At 51.2% G+C, this 20,273-nt stretch carries 18 protein-coding genes; 10 read left to right on the top strand and 8 right to left on the bottom strand.

All coding sequences use genetic code 11. From position 1 onward, the window contains the following. Nucleotides 1-57: 57 nt before the first annotated feature. Both VFA_RS11300 and nadE read right to left on the bottom strand, forming a co-directional pair. On the bottom strand, nucleotides 58-1,383 hold the full coding sequence (locus VFA_RS11300) for an anaerobic C4-dicarboxylate transporter (RefSeq protein ID WP_038151633.1): 1,326 nt from the start codon (nucleotides 1,381-1,383) through the stop codon (nucleotides 58-60). Nucleotides 1,384-1,666: 283 nt separating this feature from the next. Continuing rightward, a complete protein-coding gene (nadE, locus tag VFA_RS11295) occupies nucleotides 1,667-2,497 on the bottom strand; it encodes an ammonia-dependent NAD(+) synthetase (RefSeq protein WP_004726957.1) in 831 nt (276 codons plus the stop codon). A gap of 103 nt (nucleotides 2,498-2,600) precedes the next feature. Between nadE and VFA_RS11290 the strand changes: the two genes are divergently transcribed. Then, complete coding sequence (locus VFA_RS11290) at nucleotides 2,601-3,113, top strand: nicotinate-nicotinamide nucleotide adenylyltransferase (protein WP_004726956.1); 513 nt, start codon at nucleotides 2,601-2,603, stop codon at nucleotides 3,111-3,113. Nucleotides 3,114-3,148: 35 nt separating this feature from the next. Then, nucleotides 3,149-3,643 carry a hypothetical protein gene (locus VFA_RS11285; protein ID WP_038151631.1) on the top strand — a complete coding sequence of 165 codons (495 nt, stop codon included), beginning with the start codon at nucleotides 3,149-3,151 and terminating at the stop codon, nucleotides 3,641-3,643. A 151-nt stretch (nucleotides 3,644-3,794) separates the two neighbouring features. Here the strand turns inward: VFA_RS11285 and VFA_RS11280 are convergent, their stop codons facing one another. After that, on the bottom strand, nucleotides 3,795-5,792 hold the full coding sequence (locus tag VFA_RS11280; protein WP_038151629.1) for a methyl-accepting chemotaxis protein: 1,998 nt from the start codon (nucleotides 5,790-5,792) through the stop codon (nucleotides 3,795-3,797). Between the two features lie 377 nt (nucleotides 5,793-6,169). On the opposite strand from VFA_RS11280, the gene VFA_RS11275 reads away from it, so the two are divergent. After that, the gene (locus VFA_RS11275) at nucleotides 6,170-6,514 is read left to right on the top strand and encodes a HopJ type III effector protein (protein WP_004726953.1); all 345 of its coding nucleotides are present in this window, start codon (nucleotides 6,170-6,172) and stop codon (nucleotides 6,512-6,514) included. 124 nt (nucleotides 6,515-6,638) lie between these two features. Here VFA_RS11275 and emrD read toward each other — a convergent pair whose 3' ends face one another. Further along, nucleotides 6,639-7,844 carry a multidrug efflux MFS transporter EmrD gene (gene emrD, locus VFA_RS11270; RefSeq protein ID WP_004726952.1) on the bottom strand — a complete coding sequence of 402 codons (1,206 nt, stop codon included), beginning with the start codon at nucleotides 7,842-7,844 and terminating at the stop codon, nucleotides 6,639-6,641. Between the two features lie 193 nt (nucleotides 7,845-8,037). After that, on the bottom strand, nucleotides 8,038-8,346 hold the full coding sequence (locus tag VFA_RS11265) for a cysteine-rich CWC family protein (protein WP_038151627.1): 309 nt from the start codon (nucleotides 8,344-8,346) through the stop codon (nucleotides 8,038-8,040). Nucleotides 8,347-8,504: 158 nt separating this feature from the next. Between VFA_RS11265 and VFA_RS11260 the strand changes: the two genes are divergently transcribed. Continuing rightward, nucleotides 8,505-8,759, top strand: coding sequence for a hypothetical protein (locus tag VFA_RS11260; protein WP_004726950.1), 255 nt, complete (start codon nucleotides 8,505-8,507; stop codon nucleotides 8,757-8,759). A 16-nt stretch (nucleotides 8,760-8,775) separates the two neighbouring features. Here VFA_RS11260 and VFA_RS11255 read toward each other — a convergent pair whose 3' ends face one another. Further along, the gene (locus VFA_RS11255; protein ID WP_232281705.1) at nucleotides 8,776-9,705 is read right to left on the bottom strand and encodes a DMT family transporter; all 930 of its coding nucleotides are present in this window, start codon (nucleotides 9,703-9,705) and stop codon (nucleotides 8,776-8,778) included. A gap of 174 nt (nucleotides 9,706-9,879) precedes the next feature. Here VFA_RS11255 and VFA_RS11250 point away from each other — a divergent pair, with 174 nt between their 5' ends. From VFA_RS11250 to VFA_RS11235, 4 genes are all read left to right on the top strand, one after another. Further along, nucleotides 9,880-10,335 carry an Lrp/AsnC family transcriptional regulator gene (locus VFA_RS11250; protein WP_038152219.1) on the top strand — a complete coding sequence of 152 codons (456 nt, stop codon included), beginning with the start codon at nucleotides 9,880-9,882 and terminating at the stop codon, nucleotides 10,333-10,335. Between the two features lie 124 nt (nucleotides 10,336-10,459). After that, nucleotides 10,460-12,460, top strand: coding sequence for a methyl-accepting chemotaxis protein (locus tag VFA_RS11245; protein ID WP_004726947.1), 2,001 nt, complete (start codon nucleotides 10,460-10,462; stop codon nucleotides 12,458-12,460). A 284-nt stretch (nucleotides 12,461-12,744) separates the two neighbouring features. Then, the gene (locus VFA_RS11240) at nucleotides 12,745-13,683 is read left to right on the top strand and encodes a lipase family alpha/beta hydrolase (RefSeq protein WP_004726946.1); all 939 of its coding nucleotides are present in this window, start codon (nucleotides 12,745-12,747) and stop codon (nucleotides 13,681-13,683) included. Nucleotides 13,684-13,692: 9 nt separating this feature from the next. Then, nucleotides 13,693-14,547, top strand: coding sequence for a lipase secretion chaperone (locus tag VFA_RS11235; RefSeq protein ID WP_004726945.1), 855 nt, complete (start codon nucleotides 13,693-13,695; stop codon nucleotides 14,545-14,547). 125 nt (nucleotides 14,548-14,672) lie between these two features. On the opposite strand, the gene VFA_RS11230 is transcribed toward VFA_RS11235, so the two are convergent. Together VFA_RS11230 and VFA_RS11225 are read right to left on the bottom strand one after the other, a co-directional pair. Then, a complete protein-coding gene (locus VFA_RS11230; RefSeq protein WP_004726944.1) occupies nucleotides 14,673-17,429 on the bottom strand; it encodes an immune inhibitor A domain-containing protein in 2,757 nt (918 codons plus the stop codon). An 82-nt stretch (nucleotides 17,430-17,511) separates the two neighbouring features. After that, a complete protein-coding gene (locus tag VFA_RS11225) occupies nucleotides 17,512-17,784 on the bottom strand; it encodes a hypothetical protein (RefSeq protein ID WP_038151625.1) in 273 nt (90 codons plus the stop codon). Nucleotides 17,785-18,362: 578 nt separating this feature from the next. Here VFA_RS11225 and VFA_RS11220 point away from each other — a divergent pair. After that, a complete protein-coding gene (locus tag VFA_RS11220) occupies nucleotides 18,363-19,139 on the top strand; it encodes a class II glutamine amidotransferase (protein ID WP_004726942.1) in 777 nt (258 codons plus the stop codon). Nucleotides 19,140-19,317: 178 nt separating this feature from the next. Next, nucleotides 19,318-20,229, top strand: a complete 912-nt coding sequence (locus VFA_RS11215; RefSeq protein WP_004726941.1) for a siderophore ABC transporter substrate-binding protein — start codon at nucleotides 19,318-19,320, stop codon at nucleotides 20,227-20,229. Nucleotides 20,230-20,273: the final 44 nt, after the last annotated feature.

The raw sequence follows: 20,273 nt of genomic DNA, 5'->3' as shown, positions 1-20,273 counted from the left end.
GTGATTCAAAAATAAAAAGCGGACCTAAAGTCCGCTTTTCTTGTATGCATTGGTTTGTTAGCCAATCACAATTTGACCCAGGACGTAGCCCATACAACAGCCACCAATCACGCCCACCAAACCCGGCGCCATAAAGGAGTGGTTGAAGTACCACTTACCGATCTTGGTGGTGCCGGTGATATCGAAGTTCACCGTGGCGATATCAGACGGGTAGTTCGGAATGAAGAAGTAACCGTACAGCGCAGGCATCAAACCGATCAGCAGGGCAGGTTCTAAGCCCAGCGCTAAGCCCACCGGCAGCATCATTTTTGCCACCACCGCTTGTGAGTTCACCACTACGGACACGATGAACAGTGCCAGCGCGAACGTCCAAGGGTAGGCGTTCACCATATCAATGATGCCAGAGCGGAACTGCGGCATCGCGTATTGGAAGTAGGTATCCGACATCCATGCGATACCAAAAATCGCAATCGCCGCCACCATCCCTGATTTGAACACCACACCTTCCGGCACGGTTTTCGGATTTACTTTGGTGACCAGCAAAATGATACCGCCGAAACACAGCATCATCATCTGAATGACGGTTGCCATGTTAATCGGTTTTGCATCACCGATTTGACGCACTTCTGGGAACATCGCCACCAGTACAATCACAATGATCGACAGGATGAACAGCAGCACGGAGTTCTTCGCTGATGTCGGCAGTTGTTCATTCAACGATGTGGCTGTGGTGCTGAAGATCTTTTCACGCAATACCGGATCTTGCAGGCGCGCTTGGTACTCTTTGTCATCTTCCAGCTCTTTACCGCGACGCAGGCTGTAAAGCGACATCAGCACGGTTCCGAACAGCGTGGCTGGTACAGAGACCATCAGAATCGACAGTAGTGTGATGTTGTGGTTGATGTTGGACAGCTCCGCCAAGTAGTACACCACTGCCGCCGAAATCGGAGACGCGGTGATGGCGATTTGCGATGCCACAGAAGCCGCCGCCATTGGGCGTTCAGGACGAATGCCGTTTTTCAACGCCACGTCGCCGATGATAGGCATGATGGAGTAAACCGCGTGACCGGTACCGAGCAGGAAAGTCATACAGTAAGTGACCAGCGGCGCAATGATGGTGACGCGTTTGGGGTTTTTACGCAGCAAGCGCTCCGCCACTTGCAGCATATATTTCAGGCCGCCAGCGGCTTCCAAAATCGAAGCACACGTGACCACCGCAAGAATGATAAGCATAACGGTGATGGGTGGTGACGTGGGCGGCATCTTGAAGATAAAGACTTCGACCGTCAGACCGATACCCGATACAACGCCGAGGCCAATACCGCCATACCGCGAGCCGATGTACAGCATTATTAGGAGGAACAAGAACTCCATGTACAACATATTTGTGAACCTTATGAAATGAGAGATGAATATATTTTCCGACGCTATTCACAAAAAATATGAAGCTTGGTTCACACAACTTGGGCTACAAAAAATGGAATGAAAGTAATGGGAGGACAGTCACGGTATTTGATTGATAAGTAATGATATTGGGAGTGATTTTGTAGCGAGAATGTTGTGCCACAATGTGTGTCCTGTGAATAAAAAGCCAAGCGCAGAAGGCTTGGCTTTACAAGAACTTATGTAATTTGATGCATAAAACAACGCAAAATATGCAACGCGTTTAGTCGTAGATGGTCGGAATGGGTTGACGTTTGTGCTGCGTGGCTTTGTAAATGCTCACTAAACGGTCAATCACCGCTTGAGTGACCGGTTTGCCTTCGAGGAAATCATCGATCTGTTCGTAAGTCAGGTTCAACGCATCTTCATCCGCTTTTTGCGGCGCGAGCTCTTCCAAATCCGCCGTTGGGGTTTTGTGAACCAGCAGCTCTGGCGCACCCAGTGCTGCGGCGACTTGGCGAACTTGACGTTTGCTTAAACCAAACAGCGGCGCAAGGTCACACGCACCGTCACCAAATTTGGTGTAGAAGCCGGTGATGTTTTCGGCTGAATGATCGGTCCCCAGCACCAAACCACCCACGTACCCGGCGATTTCATATTGTGCCACCATGCGAGCACGCGCTTTGACGTTGCCTTTGACGAAATCAATTTTCGCCGCTTCGCTTGGGATCAGCCCCGTGCCAGCCAATGCGTCATGTGATGCGGCGTGCAAGCCATCGACACCCGCTTTGATGTTCACGGAAACTGAGAAGGTCGGTTGAATGAAAGCCAGCGCTTGCTGCGCTTCATCTTCATCTTTTTGTGCACCGTAAGGCAGGCGAACGGCAACGAATTTGTATTGGTCAGTGCCGTGCTCTTGGTTGAGGGCATCCACCGCCAATTGGGCCAAACGACCGCATGTGGTGGAATCGATACCGCCACTGATGCCAAGAACGAGTGCTTTGCAGCCAGATTCAGTCAGTTTGCGTTTAATAAAGCCAACACGGCGTTCAATTTCGAATGCTGGATCGATGCTTGGTAGCACTCGCATCTCTTCGCGGATAATTTGTTCCATTAGCGTTCCTTTTCCTGCAAGCAATAAACATTTAGTAGTATCATACCGCAAACATTCAATTAGAAAACCGTGAATGCCGTTTTCACTCTTAATCGGGAAAAAGATGGAAAAAATTGCTGTTTTTGGCAGCGCTTTTAACCCACCCACGTTGGGCCACAAGAGCGTCATTGACTCACTTGAACATTTTGATCGCATTTTACTCGTGCCGAGCATTTCTCATGCTTGGGGCAAGGAAATGCTGAATTATGAGATCCGCTGCAACCTTATTGATGCTTTTATTGGTGATTTTTCATCTCATAAGTTAGAACGAAGTACAGTTGAACAGGATTTGATCCAACCGGGTGAAAGTGTCACGACTTACGCGGTTTTGACGCGTTTACAGGAAATCTTTCCTCACGCTGACATTACTTTCGTGGTCGGACCTGATAATTTGTTCAATTTCGGTAAGTTTTTTAAATCTCAAGAGATTTTACAGCGTTGGTCCGTGATGGCCTGTCCGGAAAAAGTCAAAGTACGCAGTACGGACATTCGCCAGCGTTTAGCTGAAAAAGGGGACATCTCCACCATGACAACCCCTTCAGTGGCACAGTTACTGCAAAAACTCAGCGTGTATTAATTATTTTTGCCCGTGTTGGGCTGGAGTCGTGAACCATGAAAAAGTGTGTGTTGTTATTAGCACTTTTCTCTCTGCCGACCTTGGCGTTGGACTGCGACTTATATACTTCGGCAACGCCCTCAGAAGAACTCGTTGAGATCAACTACATGGAGAACGCCGGCATTTGCGTTTCTCTCAATAGTGAAGAACCGGGCTCGGAACATCTGTTAACGTTTGATGCCGAAGCGGATGCAACACCAAGCAGTGGTGAATATTGGGATGGTTGGTTGGCTGCTGATGTCAACGACAGTAGCCCATTTTTGACCCAACAGATGGACAACAGTTATCTGGGTGTGGGCGTTTGGATGCCGGCGGATTTGGCTGCACGTGAAGAACAAATGACCACTGAAGAGTGGGTGAAGAGCCATGGCCTCAAGCTGAGCTTGGGGTTTGGCCAGAAGAAAACGGGAGAACCGCGTGTTCGCCTAGATTATCGTTGGCACGAAGTGTATCAAGCCGATTGGTTTATGCAGGTTGAAGTGCCATTTTAAGCCGTGAAGCATATGGTAAAAAAGGTCATCGTGAGATGACCTTTTTTTGTGTCTGCGCCGTTTTGTATCTGCACCTGATGGTGTATTGCGTTGTCTAAGACGGTTTATCTGCGCAGTACTTTTTATCTTCGTAGTACTTTGGCATTCCCGCTTAACTCAGTTTGAATGCGCCGAGCTGCTGTTTCACGCGATCCACTTCACCATGATAGCTGCTGACAATGTGATTCATTTGTTGGGCCAGTTCACCGGTTTGCTGGGCAATGTCAGCCAGAATGTCGACGTCTTGGTCGACCGCTTCACTGGCTTTGGATTGCTCAATGGTGGCGTTCGCGATGCTGGTGATGTGTGCGTTGACTTCTTCAATCACACTTTCCAGCGCCGCCACGCTGTTGGTCACGGTCGATACGGACGCAAAGGTGTCGTGAGTCGCTTCGCGGCTTTTCTCCATGTTGTTTACTGCTGTGGCCGTGTTGTTGGTGATATTGCCGAGCAGTTGGCTGATGTGCTCCGTCGCGTCTTTACTGCGTTGCGCCAAATCGCGCACTTCAGAGGAGACCACGGCAAAACCGCGCCCGTGTTCACCAGCGCGCGCCGCTTCAATGGCGGCGTTGAGGGCCAGCAGGTTGGTCTGTTCTGAAATGCCATTGATGGTATCGACGATTTTACTCACGCTCATGGCGTCTTTTTCCAGCTCGGTCATGCAGGTTTGCGTCTGTTCGATTTGCTGCACCAAGGCTTCAACCGCTTTGAATGATGATTGGCTTTGATCTTGGCACTCGACCACCCGTTGGGTCATTTGTCGGGTTTCTTCCAACGCTCGTTCCGACGACTGCGCAATTTCAACACTGGATTGCGACAGCTCAGTCATTGCCGCAGCGATGTTTTCGCATTTGGCCGTTGTCGCGCTGCTGCTCTTTCCGAGATCTTGCGCGCTGCGGACAATTTTGGTCAGGCGTTCCGCGCTGTGTTCGTTGGTGGTGGTGACATCGGACAGCAGGCTACGAATGTTGGTGGTTAAACCATTCACGCTCTGCGAGATCTGCGATATTTCATCTTGACCGGGTGAAGCCAAAGAGACACTCAAATCGCGTTGGGATGCCATGGCGTGCAGTGTTTTGTTGAGTTTCCCCACGCGCTCGCGCAGCGTCATCACACTGGTGACCAAACTCCAAATCAACACAAATCCCACGATGATACTGATCACCAAGATGATGTTTTGGTTCCAAATGGCTTGTTCTGCTTGCGTGGCCGATAGGGTGGTCATTTGTTGCTGAATGTCGTTTCGTAGTTGGTTAATCAGTTTGATGCGTTCGGTTGCGGCGCCAAACCATTCCGACGGCGCAGGGCCTTGCAAGGCATTTAACGTGTCACTTTGGGCCAAATAGGCGCGTTGAATCGCTTCCACATTTTTCCAAATGTCGGTGTTTTTGGCTTGCGTCAGCTTCTGGTTCAACGCGGGGGGCATCGTCAGGGTTGCCATGCGTTCTGCATATTTCCCGGATTCAATATACCCGTTGACTGCGGTGTATTGCGCGGGCGTCGATGCTTTGCGCGCAAACGCCCCATTGAGCGCGCCGCGAACTTGTCCGGCGCGCTCTTTCATGATCACGATGGCAATTAATGAGCTGCCCATTTCGGCCACATTGACGTCATCGATGGTGGAGAGCAGGACTTGCGCATCATCGATTGCCAGTTGATTGAGGTTGGAGTAGTAGGCAAACGGAGAAATGGTGGGCGCGAGGGCATCAACTTGTTTACGCACGTCGGAGAGTTGCGTCAGTTGATTGAGGACATCGGCTTTTAATGTGCGCGTTAATTGTGGATCGAGTGTTTTGGGGGCAAAGTTTTGCAGCGCTTTCACGTGTGTATCGGTTTTGCTGCGCTGCTGACGAAGTTGCTCGACTTGTGGGCCTTGGCCTTTAGCGCCAAGTACACCGGCAGTGAGGCCGCGTTCTAACGCCAGATTGTGTGCGAGGTTATCGTAGAGCAGAATGAGGTTGACGGTTTCTTGGTCATGCTCAGCGACTTCCACATGGTTTCTGAGGTCGAGCACGTTCAACGTCGCAAGTATCAATGCAATGGCGATAGGTAGGCCTGCAATCAGCGTAACCACCCTGTACACAGGGAAATGCCGCAATAGTTTTTTCATGTTGCCCTCTGACGAGTTAATTTATTATTGAGTTCTTGGGTAAAACATCCGTTCTTAGGTAAAACATCGGTTCTTAGTTAAAACATTGCTTCTTAGGTAAAGCAGTCTTTCTGATATAAAACATTAGTGTAGACAAGGATTAAAGAACACAACGGATGCATTCACGCAATAATTGAATCCTCATGCGAGCGCATGACTTGATTGTGCGCCCATTGATGCTGCAACAGGGGCAATACGGGCGCTGTTTTTGCTTCAATTTTGTGCGCTAGATCCGATTGAATGGAAATGCAGTGATGGATTCAATCCGTGCATCGGTTTTCACCGCAGTTAAATTTCTTTAGACTGCGGGTTTTCGATCTCAACAGGAATAGACTGACATGGAACTGAGCGCGCTACTGACGCAACTGAATGAGCAACCTGAATGCGTTGTATTTGCTGAGGTCATTGCGACCATTGATGCGCATTACGATTTCACGCCAACGACGTTTGACAATGGCGAGACCCGCAACGAAGCGAACCAGAACAACGGTTCATGTAAGATTTTTGCCTTTGCGCAGCTTCATCAACTAAGCCCGCAAGCCACGCTCGCTTGCTTTGGTGATTTTTACCGTCAGGATGTGTTGCAGCACCCGGAGAATGCGGATCATCAGAACATTCGCAACTTCATGCGCTTTGGTTGGGATGGCGTGACCTTTGAAGGCGAGGCGCTACGCGCCAAATAAGTCACGCGAAGTGAGCCACGAGAAACGTGGTCCACAAGACAAATAGATCAGACAAACAAAAGGGAGGCCATGAGCCTCCCTTTTTGACGTTGGGTCTTTGACGTTAGGTCATTGATGCGTGGCGTTAGATCGCCAGTGGCATGTGTTTGGATGGATCGTGGCGTTTGTACACGCGGCGTAGTCCAAGCAGCGCCAGCACCGACATCACCATCATAATCACGCCCAGTGGCAGTTGGTTGGATGCTGGGAACATGGATGCCATCAAGGTCGCCAAGCCAGCGCCCAAGTTTTGCATGCCACCCAGAATCGCACCGCCAGTACCAGCATGGTAAGGCAGCGGTGTTAACGCGCCCGTGGTTGCCGCAGGGAACAAAATACCAGCACCCAAGAAATACACCGTTGCACCGCCAATTAAAGTGGGGGCCGTGGTGTGATCCATCAAACCAGGGATCAACACGATCATCGAACCCAGCATAATTGCGAACAAGCCGACTTGTAGTGCGCGTTTTTCACTGGCACGTTGTGCAATCACATTGGACAGCCACGCACCGGCCAGATAACCCGGAATTGGGGTGACGAACAACAAGCTCACGGTGGTTGCTGGCAGCGCCAGAACACCACCCAGCAGCACGCCGGCCGCGCCTTCAAATACCGCCACACCAGCAAAGGTGGCGACAAGGCAAATCAAGTAACCTTGAAAGCGGTGATCGGACATCACGTAGCTGTAGCTGTGCAGTACCGACTCTTTTTTACGACGCTCTTTTGGCAGCGTTTCGACCATGCTGGTCATCATGGTAATGACCACGGCAATCGCAAACAGCGACAAGAACAGGTAGCTTGAACGCCAACCAAAGAATTCAGTCAGGTAACCACCCAATACTGGCGCGATCAGCGGAGAAAAAATCAAACACATGCTGATCAGGCTGTTCGCGTGATGCAGTTCTGCGCCGGTAAAGCAGTCGCGTGTTAATGTACGAGACATCGCACCGCCACAACCAATCCCCAAGCCTTGAATAAAGCTACCTGCCAAGAACCAAGCGTAGTCATGGGCAAATAGCGCGACCAATGAACCTACGATGTAAATGGCCAGACCCGCGATGATGATCGGTTTACGGCCCAAACGATCGGACAGCGGACCGTAGACAAACTGCGACAGACCATACGGGATCAGATAGCACGCCATTACCGCCTGCAGCGATGCGGCAGACACCAGAAAATCATCGGCCATGTGACCAATGGAAGGCACATACATGGTCTGAGTCATCTGACCAACAGCGGTCAGAATGGCGATCAGGAACGTCAGTTTAGCTAACGGAAATGTTGCAGACATCTTTTTCTCCACCCAACAACATCAATAACGCGAGAAAGATAAATTTCAAAAATATGACTAATGAGAGCGGGAAGGAAAGCGATGCTCTCGGCGCGAGATATTAGTGAGGGTGGAGTGCTTAAGCAATCGAAAAATGTGATCTTAAGCAAGATAAAAATCTATGTTTTGAATTAGAAAAAGTAATGCGAAATTATTATTCAATCGGCTGTTTTTCTAAGCATTTTCGACACAGGCAAACCGAGCTTTCTTGCTGGGCAGACACGTCGCGTTTTTCGACGTCAAAACACCAACAGGTGCTTTTCCCCGCGATGATGTCGCAATGTGCTGGCTCGCCGCAAGCAGGGCAAGTGTGGGTGGATTGTTGACCGGATAATCGCTGCATGATGGTGTCGCGCTCGTCGTCGGACAGATGGCGCCACTGAATAATTTCATCCATCGTGCGGCGGCAACCAGAGCAGATTCCGCCATTGTTTTTACAGGCGGCGATACATGGGGTTTTCATAACAGCGAACTTCTTGAGTGAGTGAACCGGAAATATACCTGAAGTTGTGCCGTGACCCAACTGGAGGCGGTCGATCTTTCGTTGTGCGGCTATTGCTTTTGTGGCGGCGCGTGACTATGATGAATCTAAATGAGAATTAATATCATAAAGGTGTTTTGATGTTACCTTTGCTTGCTGCCTTGGTATTTATGTTTGGATTAGGAAAGAAGCTGCTGGTGCCGGTGCGCTGGACGGTCACTTTGTCTGTCCTGCTGGTGGCGCTCTATCTGTTGGGTGTGATTAGCGCCGTGCCAGTGTTGGTGACGCTGTTTGTCGCCTCGCCATTTCTGATCCATTTACGCTACAGCGATAAGGCCAACACGCTGTTTGGCCTGTGTGTGGTGGTGCCGTTAATTTTGGAAGTGGTTCGCTGACGGCGTGCCTGTTCCATCAATTCCGACCGTGTTGCGGTGGTTGATACGCCAGTGACGCGTCATATTTCATCAACACGTTGCTAGCAATTAAGCTGCCGCAGCTGACCAATCCCAACCCGACCCATATGAGTGTGCTTGGCATCTCGCCAAAGAGTGGTATCGCCAATAGCGTCGCAAGGGCTGGCGTGGCTGAACCAAATGCCGCAGAGCGCTCTGCACCGAGTGTGGTCACCGCATGCAGGTAAGTAAAGGCGGCAATCACACCGGCTCCCAAACCTTGAATTAAGCTGTGGCCAAATAGCGTTTGCCATGGCCAAGCCGAGATCGGCGTTTGCGCTAAATGGCTTGGCAGCACGCCAGTGGCGATCAGCGCGAGCAGCAAGGTGACGGACAACAGGGAAATGAATCCGGCTGCGGCCAGTGAATGCAGGTTCGCGACACGAGCGCAGATGGTAAATACGGCCCACATCAAACTGCCCAGCAGAAACAGCAAGTGACCCAACAGTTTGTCACTCTGATAATCCATGGCGCTGGTGGAGAGAAACACGCCAATTCCCCCCAAGACCAACACCAACCCAAAGATACGATGCTGACTCAGCGGCTGATGAAACAGCCATACCGCAATGCCGGAGACAAAGAGCGGCAGGGTGCCCGGAACCAGTGTGCTGCCATCGGAAACTGGCACAAAGTGCATCGCGCTGCCGGTTAACAGCAGGTAAGGCAGGCCGCAACCGATAAACATGCCGAGCAAGTAGCGCTTGGGCACCATCGCTATTTGTGCTCTGGCTTTCATCACAAACGGCAACAACAGTATGGCGGGAATCAAAAAGCGCGTCAGCGCGATATCGGCCGGTGTCAGCGCACTCATGGCCCCTTCGCGCAGTGATAAGAAAAAGCCCGCCCAAAGCAGCAGTGTGGCCACCATGGCCAAGTATCCTGAAAGCATAAGTCATCCCTGATGATCGGTGGTGCCGCGTGCCATGCGCACAATCGGCCGAGGGTTTTATTATCACGAGAACTTGACGCTGATATTCGGCGAATTTAGTTTATATAAATGGAATTATTGATGGATTCCATCAATAAATATGGAAATAACGCTGGAAATCACCAAATGATGAAAATGGACAGAATTGATCGCCACTTGCTGGCGCTGATTCAAAAACAAGGCCGACTCTCGACGGCTGAATTGGCGGAGCTGGTCGGGTTGTCAGCCTCTCCCTGCGCGCGGCGCATCAAGCGGCTCGAAGATGAAGGTGTGATTGATGGTTATCAGGCGACGCTGAATCGCAAAGCGGTCGGCATCGGCATGACGGTGTTTGTCGAAGTCAGTCTCAATAATCATCAAGCCAGTTCGATTGATGAATTTGAATCGGCGCTGGTGGAGATGGATGAAGTGATCAGCGCGCACGTGGTGTCGGGCGCGTACGATTATCTGCTGGAAGTGGTCAGCCCGGATCTGGTGGGTTACGAGCGCTTTATTCGCAAAGTGCAGCAATTGGACAACGTCAAAGACATTCATACTCATCTGGCGATGCGTCAGGTGAAACAGGCTGGCTCGTTGCCCGTGTTTCGTTAACCAGATGGACGTGCATGGGATTTGATATCCGTCCGTTGCGCATGACGGTATCTCTGGTGACTCGGTTTGCGTAACAGAATTTTAACGTTATAGTGACCGCCTAACGTTGTACAGGAGCTTATGGATGAAGCTAACGATTTCAGGGAAGTTGCAGCTCAGTTTTTTGTTGTTGGCCCTTTTATTTGTCGCGTCTGCCGCGATGACCTATCGCAGTGTGTCGGTATTAGAACGCCACACGCAATCCCTTCTGAATTCTGATTTGCCGACCGTCGACACCAGTCGCGGCATTCAACAATCGATTCAAGCCACGTTATCCAGCGTGCGCGCCTATATGTTGTTGGGCAGTGACGAAGCCGCGGGTGAAACGCTCAAACAGCAGTTAAATACCATCATCGCGCAAACCGATGAGAGCTTGCCGGTGCTCGAAACGCTGATTGCTGCGCAGGATTATCAAACGGTGGTTGAGCAATGGGATGCGGTGAAAACCTCCGTCCATCAGATTATCGAACTGGCGCACAGCCCGGAAAACTTGCCAGCGCATAACCTCTTTATCAACGAAGCTGCGCCGATTGCAGAAGTCGCGCTGGATCAGATTCAAGGCTTGATCAACGACGAAGCGTCGAAGAAAGAGGGCGATGACCGCAAGCGCCTGTTTAAAGTGTATGCCGACAGCTACAACTCGTTGGCCAACTCGTTATCGGCGATGCGCGATTTTTTGCTTTATGGCAAGCCGGAATATTTGAGCAAGTATCACGACTTTATCAAGGCGCACAATCAGTCGGTCCGTGAGATTGAAGACAAACTCGATCTGCTAGACGACAGCGACCGCTCATTGTGGGATCTGTTCAAAGAGATGCAGCAGCTCTATTTCCCCTTGGCAGATCAAACCATTGCGCTGCGCCAGTCACCGGATTGGAACGTGGCCAACCAAGAGATGGCTCAAAAGCTGCTCCCTGCGGCCAGTGCGCTGGCTGCGAGCTTAGACAATGTGGTGGCCGCGCAACAGCAAAAGGCTGATCGCAGTGGGCAGGGCATTGAAGCGTCCATTCATCAAGTGCTGACGTTTCTGGTTGTCGCGCTGGTACTGGTGATTGTTGCAGCATTGGCGATATCCAATTACATGGGGCGCAGCATTGGCCGCCGCGTATCGGAGATTTCACAGCGCGCGCAGCGCATTGCCGCAGGCGATGTGTCGCAGCAACCGCTCGCCGTACAGGGCAATGATGAACTGTCGGCACTCACTGAATCAATCAACCGCATGAACGCCTCTTTGGCGGGCATTGTGCGCGGCGTGACCGACAAAGCCAATCAGGTGAGCGAGAGCATGACTGCGCTGCTTGATTCCAGCCAGCAGACCCTAACGCAGGTGAAAAACCAGCAGCAACACATTACCGAAATGGACGCAGAGTTATCCGATGTCGCGCAATCGACCACGCACACATTGGAGCAGGCGCAGCGTTCGGTTGACACGCTGTCGGCATCACAACGCGAAATTGCACAGGGGAAAGCGTCGCTGGTTCGCAACAAACAGACCATGCAGACGCTGCATGAGACGATTGAAAACGCCAACGTGCTGGTGAGCCAACTCAGTCAGGAAAGTGCAGCGATTGGCAAAGTGACCGAAGTGATTGAAGGCTTGGCGGAGCAAACCAACTTGCTGGCCTTGAACGCTGCCATTGAAGCGGCGCGGGCGGGTGACTATGGTCGCGGGTTTGCGGTGGTGGCGGATGAAGTCCGTTTGCTGGCCACGCGCACCACGCAATCGACCACCGAGATTAACCAGATTGTGCAGGCGATTCAGTCGTCGACCGCTTCGGTGGTGAACGAGATTCAGCAAGGTCAGCAAATTGCTGGCGTCGGCGCGCAGCACATCGAAGAAGCGGTGGTGAAGCTGGAATCCACCACGACACAGATTGCGATGCTGAACGATCAAATGGCACAGCTGACCAGCGCGGCAGAGCAGCAGACGCAAGCCACCCAAGCGATCACCAGCCTGATGCATGGTGTGACGCATGCGGTGGAAGATGTGGCGGCGATCAGCCAGCGTTCCAACCAAACCTCGCAGCAAGTGCGTGAACAAGTCGCTGACCTGAACCACGAAATGGCGCAGTTTAAACTGGCGTAATATCGATAGGCGCTGCGTGCGATCGGCACGTGGCGCTGCCTTCTCGTTTTCTTCCTCGTTCCCTTCCTCTTTCCCTTCTTGTCTTTCATTCAAGCGTTCTATGTTTTATTGGAATTACGTTGATGATGTTTATTGAATCTGTTGAATATGGACTCCGCTTCACGAAGCGCGTTTGTGGTCATCGGTAAATTTGTCTCTTTCTTCTAACGTTAGATTGCTCCTCAGAGGTCCGATGTCTGCGCCTTGTTCTCAGGCGCCGATCCCCGAATAAGAAGGAAGATCATTTGAAAAATAAACTATTACTTTCTGCTCTCTGCCTGTTCAGCTCGTTGTCACTGGCCGCCACCAGTGCAAGTGCGCTCGATCAAACAGGCTATACCCACACCAAATACCCCATCGTGCTGGTTCATGGGTTGTTTGGTTTCGATACCTTGGCTGGCGTGGATTACTTCTACGGTATTCCGCAATCATTAACCAAAGATGGCGCAACGGTGTATGTCGCGCAGGTGTCTGCCACCAACAGCACCGAATTACGCGGTGAACAGCTCTTGGCGCAGGTCGAAACGCTGCTGGCTGCCACGGGCGCGGAAAAAGTCAACTTGATGGGCCATAGTCATGGCGGTCCGACGGTGCGTTACGTGGCCTCGGTTCGTCCCGACTTAGTCGCCTCGGCCACCAGTATTGGCGGCGTGAATAAAGGCTCGGCGGTAGCGGATTTGGTGCGCAATACCATTCCGCAAGACTCAGTCACGGAAGCCTTAGCGGTTAAATTGGCCGATGGGTTGGTGGCGCTGATCAATCTGCTCTCTGGGGGTGGCGATCTGGAACAAGATGCGTTGGCATCGCTGGATGCGCTGACCACGGAAGGCTCACTGGCGTTCAACCAAAACTACCCGGAAGGCATTCCCGCGACGGCATGCGGCGAAGGCGATTATGAAGTAAACGGCGTGCGTTATTACTCGTGGACTGGTGCATCAACGTTTACCAACGCGCTTGATCCTACCGATGCGGCGATGACCGTGTTAGGGCTGGCGTTTGATGGCCCGAGTGACGGCTTGGTGGGGGCGTGCAGTGCCCATTTAGGCCAGGTGATTCGAGACGATTACGCCATGAATCATTTGGATGAAATCAACGGCTTGCTCGGTATTCATCACCTGTTTGAAACTGACCCTGTTACTTTGTACCGCCAGCACGCTAATCGTTTGAAACTGCAAGGTTTGTAAGGAGTCGACATGCAAAAGACCGCACTGTGTTTAGGAATAGTGGCCGTATTGGGGAGCCTCAGTGCGGCCTTTTGGCCTTCCGACGCCGCGCCACCGGTTGCGATGCAGGTGGCGTCGCAAAGCGATACCGAGTTGGATGAATCTTCACCGCGAGATCTGCTCGACTATTTTGTGTCTGGTTTGGGAGAAGGCGATTTAAAGGCGATAGAGCACCACGTCGCCAATTACGAGCAGCAAACCAACGGCTTTTTGGTCGATGGGGCGCTGTTTGAGCAATTTGTTCGCTATAAACAGGCGTTGGCGGAGCTTGAACCGTCGGTGCCCATTAACGCGCTGGATCACGCCGCACTATCGGCGCTCAATCAGCAGATCCTCGCGTTGCAATTACAGTTTTTTACGTCGGAGCAACAACAGCATTTGTTTGGCGAAGAGAATCAGCTCCGGCATCTGGCGATGGAAAAGCTGCGAATTGCTGGTGAGGCCAGCGATGTTGCAGATGCCAAATCGCAATGGCAAAGCGTTGTGGCAGAGCAAGCCGATTATATTCAGCGCAGTGAACACAATACCGATTTGGTGAACCGACTCTACAACGCAGATGGCGATAATGATGAACAGTCGCGTTATCTTGCTCGCGTCGCGGCGGTGGGAGAAGCTGGCGCAGAGCGCTTGAGTGCATTGGATGCGCAGCGCACGCAGTTTCAGCAGACGTTGGCGGTTTATCTGGCAGAGCGCGCGGCACTGCTTGCCGACAGTCACTTGAGTGAGGCGCAAAAAACGCAGCAAATTACCGCGTTGCGTGAAGCGCGCTTTGATGCCAAGCAATGGCGTAGAGTGGAAGCGTTGGAACGCATGCAAACGCAATAACAATGATCGCAAAAACAATGACCGCAAAAAACAATGACCGCAAAAAAGTACAGCGCGATGAGCAAAAAAAGAGCGCAACGGGCGTTGCGCTCAACTGTTTCTATGCAAGAAACATAAGGTGGGACTTACAGATCAAGAGAAATGGTGGTGGTGGTGCTTGCGCCGTCATCGTCCATCACTTTGAGTGTGACGACCTGCTCGCTTGCGCGCGGCAGAATGGCGGTAAACACACGACCCCGTTTAATTTTGCCGTTCGGCAGCGTCCATTCGGTGTCGACGATGCGACCATCGCTGTCGCTGCTGGTTGACCACATGGTGACCCAGCGACCCAAATGCACATAACGTGCGCTCGCTTGTGGCGGCAGGTTCGGTTGCACGACGGTAATGGTTTGAGTGACAGTGTCGCTCTCACCCTGATCATCGGTCACGGTGAGGCGAACGGTGTAGGTGCCCGCGGCGTCATAACGCCAACTTGGTGCCATGGCATCACTGGTTTCGCCGTTGCCAAAATCCCACGCGTAGCTGGCCAGTTCGCCATCCGAATCTTGACTGTGGTTGTGCGCATTGACGCTCAGACCATTCACATCCAGTTCGAAGTTCGCGGTTGGCGGCACATTGGCCGTGTTGGCGCGTGACAGACGAACCACACCAAATTCATTGTCTTGGCTCTGATTCACGATGTCGATTTGCAGGCCAAATTCAGTCAGTAAACGGCCAGAATCTGGTGCGAGCGGCGAGCTGTAATCTTGACCATCGGCGAAGTTGGCGTTGCCAATCAAGCTCACATCTTCCAGCACATCACCATCGGCACTTTCTAGACGCATTGGCGCTTGGTCAAACAGTGAGAAAGCAGCGTCACGCACTTGGAATCGGGTTTGCGCCGCTTCACCGCTGTTCGACCACACCATCGCGTTTTGGTCTGCATCGACCACGCCGAGCCAGCCTTCACCTGGGTGTTTACCGACCCAGTTGTCTTTGTACGATTCATCCACATACCACACCAGCAGACCCGGTTCAAAGCTGATCAACTGACCCATGCGTTTGATGTTGGCCAAACCTTCATCGACGTTGTTGTGGCTGCGCCATTGCAGCAGGTAATAATGGTTGGCTTCGTGGAACCCGTCGTTGGTGGTGTAGCCGTTGAGCGCAAACGTTGAACCGTTTTCTGCATCATCTAGCGCAGTGATGCTGCCGTCGACATCCAGCGCCAGATTGTCGATGTACAATCCTTCCATCGCCAGACCGCCATCTGTCACATAGTCAAAACCCAGCTCAACCGTTTGGCCTACCCACGCCGACAAATCGAACTGCGCATCCACCCAACCGTTTGACTCCCCCCCAATGGCTGGTGCGAGGCCTGTGTTATTCGGGTCATCCATCGACGTGATGTTGCCTTGAATCGGCTGGCCGTTAATCAACACGCGTGCAAAGTCGTAATCTTGTTCAATCTGATACCACGCTTTAAACGTCAGCATCGCGCTGCTGCCCGCTGGAATCGTAATTTGACGACTCATGCGGTTGTTTAGACTGTCGCCTTTGTTGGAGTAAAACGCGTATTGGCCTTCGTACGGCTGAATGCCTTCAGTGCGTTTCATCGGCAGATTCACTTTCACCAAGTTCGGACGTGCGTTGTCGGTGGTTTGGAACAGGGTAAAGGTGCGCGCGCCTTTTTTCAGATCGTCGATGGAAATCTGGTCGTCGTTGATCCAGCGGCCGCCAATTGCGGTTTGTAGAAATTGCTTGGACCACGCGGAGAACGCGGTGGGCTGCGTGCCGCCGATTTTACCCGCCCAGCTGCCAGACGACATGATGGACCAGTAAGAGACCGGTTCACCTTTGCCCGTGTATTGGGTGTCGTATTCATCCGGCAGGCCCAAATCGTGGCCATATTCGTGGGCACATACCCCGGCCGCGGCATCAATCGGCTGAATGGTGTAATCGTACGCGGCGTATTGACCATTAAAGCGTCCCGGTACGGTGCTGCTGGTGCCTTTTAAGACATGATACTGGCCGAGGTTGTAGCGGTGGGACCAAATTGCATCCGCGCCCAGCACGCCCCCACCGGCTTCCTCGCCCACAGAGGCGTGGAACACCATCAGGTGATCAATGACGCCATCGGGCTCACGGTAGTTGCCGTCGCCATCGTAGTCGTAACGGTCTTCGACATCGTAGTCTGCAAGGTTGATGTTGGGATCTTGCGCCAGTTGATCCAACGCTTCACGCACCAGTTCTTGTGCGTGCATATCACTGTCGGTTGCTGGCGAGTTGCCACCGTAATAAGCTGCATTTTTGGAGGCGCGATACCAGCCTGCGGCTTGACCTGCCACGCTGTAACTCTTGCCTGATTCATTTTGGTAGTACTGACGCATCGAGATCAGGTTTTCACCATTCGGTCCGGCGTAGCCGGTGTCTGAAAACAGCAAATCCTGATAGTGCGCGGCATCGTAATTGTCGTAGAGCATTTCGGTATGCGCTTTGGTGAGCTGGTTGTCGTTCCACGGCAGATCTGGGAAGTCAATCAGCAACGCCAGCACTTTATCGGTTCGCTGCTGGCCAATTTCCAGCGCGAACACACTGGCTTTGTGCATGCCTTTTTCTTTCTTGATCACCTTCAGCACTTTTGCGCGTTGTTCCAGCGCCTTTTTGCCAAACTGAGCGTCACCTTTAAAGCCGGAGCGAATTTTGCTCTCGAGATAAAGATCCAATGCGTGACGTTTTTCTGCTGCGGTTGCATCTGCGCTCACGGTGCCGTTGCGGACCAACATGTCGATCAATTTGTCTTCGTTAACGACCCCCATGTCCACCGGGGTTTGTGCCAATGCACCGACGCTAAACCAAGAAGCCACTGCGGAGGCAAGCAAGGTTTTCCTCATGTTTTTCATTCTATTTCCTTATTATTTCCCATATTTATGGTGCAAACATGCCGACAGAAAACGCTGCCTGCATGAATTCTTTTTTATGTATTTATTCGGTGTCCGGAGAAATACAGTGTTCAGTCGGGTTAGGGTCTGAAGAAGAATTGGTTTCTTTATGATTGGGATTTTTGTTGTTGTGTTTTTTATTTAAATAAATCGTTAACGCACGTTGTTGTTGTTCGGCCGTGAGCCCTTGGCAAATCACACCACGCTCAATTAAGGCCGCGAGTAAACGTTCGTCATCGGGCTGTGCGGTGGTACTAACATGGGCATGGGCTTGAACGGTTGCCAGCATGAATAGGGATGTAAAAATAACCTTCATCAAGTCAACTCTACGTGTGTGAAATATTTGTAACAATTTATAGCGAGGTTATTTCATCGACAAGATGAAAGAATGGATCTCTGAAATAGCCATTCCAAATTACACAGAATCAGTGAACATGAAATAAAGATTAATATTGATGAGTCAGTTATTTAATTATTCATGATGTTTAAATATTTAATAGATAAATAACTTAATTAATCTGCAGGAATGATTGTGACAACGTCGGCCAATCAAGTGTTTTAGAGTTTTTACTTTAATTTGAGGGATCACTGAGATTGATAAAATAACTAACGGTTGACTCAACAAGGCGTGCAAAACGCGGGTGACGAAAGTTTGAACTCGATTCATATTTATTATCTATGGATTTGCCTGTGGAAAATGTAAACAAATGAATACCTTGCTTTATGGTGGTGCAACCCTGATGAGAACAGTGATTCTTGCTCGAATTAAGTGCAACCATGGTCGATAAAATTGACGCTTGGATGGGCAATAAAAACAATTTTTGTCTGGATATTGCCTGCGTTTGATAAACGTGGTTAATTGAAGCATCTTGCTGTCTGGAGGACGTATTTGTCATGTGCCGCTGGCTCGCCTATCAAGGCCATCCTATCTATCTCGATCAACTGGTTTATCAACCGGAACACTCCTTGGTTCATCAAAGTATTGAAGCGCGCAAAGCGGTAACGCGCGTGAATGCCGATGGGTTTGGGTTGGGGTGGTACACGGAACGCAGTACGCCCGGGCAATTTCATGAAGTGCTTCCCGCGTGGAGCGACGAAAACCTGCGCTCACTCGCGCATCATATTCGGTCGCACCGGTTTATGGCGCACGTGCGTTCGTCCACCGGCACGCAGGTATCGCGTCGCAATTGCCATCCGTTTATCTTGGATAACTGGATGTTTCTGCACAACGGTCAGATTGGCGAATATGACAAAGTGAAATACACGCTGGAGCGTTTGTTGCCAGAATCGCTGTACGTCAAACGTACCGGAACCACCGACAGCGAATTGATCTTTTTGCTGATGATGAAAAATGGATTGATCGACAACCCAGTGGAGGCGATTCGCCTCACCATCGCCGAGATTGAACAGGTGATGAGCGAGAAGGGAGTGCAGACGCCGTTCAAAGCTTCGATTTGTATTTCCGATGGTCAGCAGTTCTGGTTGGTGCGTTACAGTTCAGACCAACACCCACCGACCGTGTTCACGAAAGTGGTGGACGACGGCATTATTCTCGCATCGGAACCGCTCGACAGTGAACCGGGGTGGCTCATCGTGGCGCCACAAACCATCACGCACGTCGATGATACGCATTGTAAAACGTTCACATTTTCTGCTGTTCAAGCCGCATAAATCACCGGTTGATCTGATGTTATTTAACGTCAGATCAACATCTTCCTTCTTTTACACAGATTTACAAACAGAAGTGACGCAACTCAGTTGCGGCAACACTTCGATATGGGTATAGTTGCGCCATCTTAATGCGAATGCTTATCAAAATTCATCGCAATAATTAATAAAAAGGAAGATTATGAAATCCGTTCTCAGTTTGACGTCTTTGGCCTTGGTGATGTCTTTCTCTGCCCATGCGGCGCAGGTAACCATTGAACACCAGATGGGGAAAACCACGCTCGAGCAGAAACCACAACGCGTGGTGGTGATTGGTCTGGGTGTGTTGGATGCCGTCGACAGTTTCGGGATTCAGCCGGTAGCGGTTTCAAAAGTTCCTCAGTTGCCCCCGTATCTTGAGAAATACAAAGGCAATCAATACGGTCAAGCGGGCTCGTTGTTTGAACCGGATTTCGAATCAATCTACATGCAGAAGCCAGATGTCATCATCATCGGCCCACGTGCAGCCACCAGTTACGGCGAATTGTCGAAGATTGCACCGACCATCGTGTTTGCTGCTGACGACAGCAAAGGCTACTGGGAAAGCACGCAGGAACAGTGGCAAAACCTAGGCAAGGTTTTCGGCATCGAAGATCAAGTGAATGCCAAAATTGCGGAAATCAACGCGCAGTTCAAAGCGGTGAAGGATTACACGCAAACGCATGAAGTGAACGCGCTCACCGTGATGAGTTCCGGGGGCAATCTAACAACGTTCGGTGCTGAATCGCGTTTCTCGGCGATTTATCGTGACTTCGGTTTCCACGAAAATGTGAAGGTCAAGCAGGGCGGCCGCCATGGTGACCTGATCTCTTACGAATTCATTCGTGAACACAACCCGCAAACGCTGTTTATCATCGACCGCGACAAACTGGTTAACAAGGGCAAGAGCAACACCCATCGCGAGTTTGAAAACGATCTGGTGAAAGCGACCGACGCTTACAAAAACCAACACATGACTTACCTTGACCTCAATGCTTGGTACATCTCTATTTCCGGCGTGAAAGCGACCGAACAAATGGTGGTGGACATGAAGCAGTCGATCGGTCTGCTGTAATAAGCGATGGCGCAGCCTGCTGAACGCGCAGGCTGCAAGCCAGC

The sequence above is a fragment of the Vibrio furnissii CIP 102972 genome (assembly GCF_000176175.1).
In the GTDB taxonomy this organism is placed as follows: domain Bacteria; phylum Pseudomonadota; class Gammaproteobacteria; order Enterobacterales; family Vibrionaceae; genus Vibrio; species Vibrio furnissii.
Note: the sequence above shows the minus strand (reverse complement) of the source record. Positions and strands in the feature narration are given on the sequence as shown.

Bases quoted from the DNA above. Each gene is read 5' to 3' on its own strand.
- VFA_RS11285 (WP_038151631.1), top strand. From the start codon at position 3,149: ATGAAAAAGTGTGTGTTGTTATTAGCACTTTTCTCTCTGCCGACCTTG.
- VFA_RS11265 (WP_038151627.1), bottom strand. From the start codon at position 8,346: ATGAAAACCCCATGTATCGCCGCCTGTAAAAACAATGGCGGAATCTGC.
- VFA_RS11235 (WP_004726945.1), top strand. From the start codon at position 13,693: ATGCAAAAGACCGCACTGTGTTTAGGAATAGTGGCCGTATTGGGGAGC.
- VFA_RS11280 (WP_038151629.1), bottom strand. From the start codon at position 5,792: ATGAAAAAACTATTGCGGCATTTCCCTGTGTACAGGGTGGTTACGCTG.
- VFA_RS11250 (WP_038152219.1), top strand. From the start codon at position 9,880: ATGGACAGAATTGATCGCCACTTGCTGGCGCTGATTCAAAAACAAGGC.
- VFA_RS11290 (WP_004726956.1), top strand. From the start codon at position 2,601: ATGGAAAAAATTGCTGTTTTTGGCAGCGCTTTTAACCCACCCACGTTG.
- VFA_RS11245 (WP_004726947.1), top strand. From the start codon at position 10,460: ATGAAGCTAACGATTTCAGGGAAGTTGCAGCTCAGTTTTTTGTTGTTG.
- VFA_RS11275 (WP_004726953.1), top strand. From the start codon at position 6,170: ATGGAACTGAGCGCGCTACTGACGCAACTGAATGAGCAACCTGAATGC.
- VFA_RS11220 (WP_004726942.1), top strand. From the start codon at position 18,363: ATGTGCCGCTGGCTCGCCTATCAAGGCCATCCTATCTATCTCGATCAA.
- VFA_RS11255 (WP_232281705.1), bottom strand. From the start codon at position 9,705: ATGCTTTCAGGATACTTGGCCATGGTGGCCACACTGCTGCTTTGGGCG.
- VFA_RS11260 (WP_004726950.1), top strand. From the start codon at position 8,505: ATGTTACCTTTGCTTGCTGCCTTGGTATTTATGTTTGGATTAGGAAAG.
- VFA_RS11230 (WP_004726944.1), bottom strand. From the start codon at position 17,429: ATGAAAAACATGAGGAAAACCTTGCTTGCCTCCGCAGTGGCTTCTTGG.
- nadE (WP_004726957.1), bottom strand. From the start codon at position 2,497: ATGGAACAAATTATCCGCGAAGAGATGCGAGTGCTACCAAGCATCGAT.
- VFA_RS11300 (WP_038151633.1), bottom strand. From the start codon at position 1,383: ATGTTGTACATGGAGTTCTTGTTCCTCCTAATAATGCTGTACATCGGC.
- emrD (WP_004726952.1), bottom strand. From the start codon at position 7,844: ATGTCTGCAACATTTCCGTTAGCTAAACTGACGTTCCTGATCGCCATT.
- VFA_RS11215 (WP_004726941.1), top strand. From the start codon at position 19,318: ATGAAATCCGTTCTCAGTTTGACGTCTTTGGCCTTGGTGATGTCTTTC.
- VFA_RS11225 (WP_038151625.1), bottom strand. From the start codon at position 17,784: ATGAAGGTTATTTTTACATCCCTATTCATGCTGGCAACCGTTCAAGCC.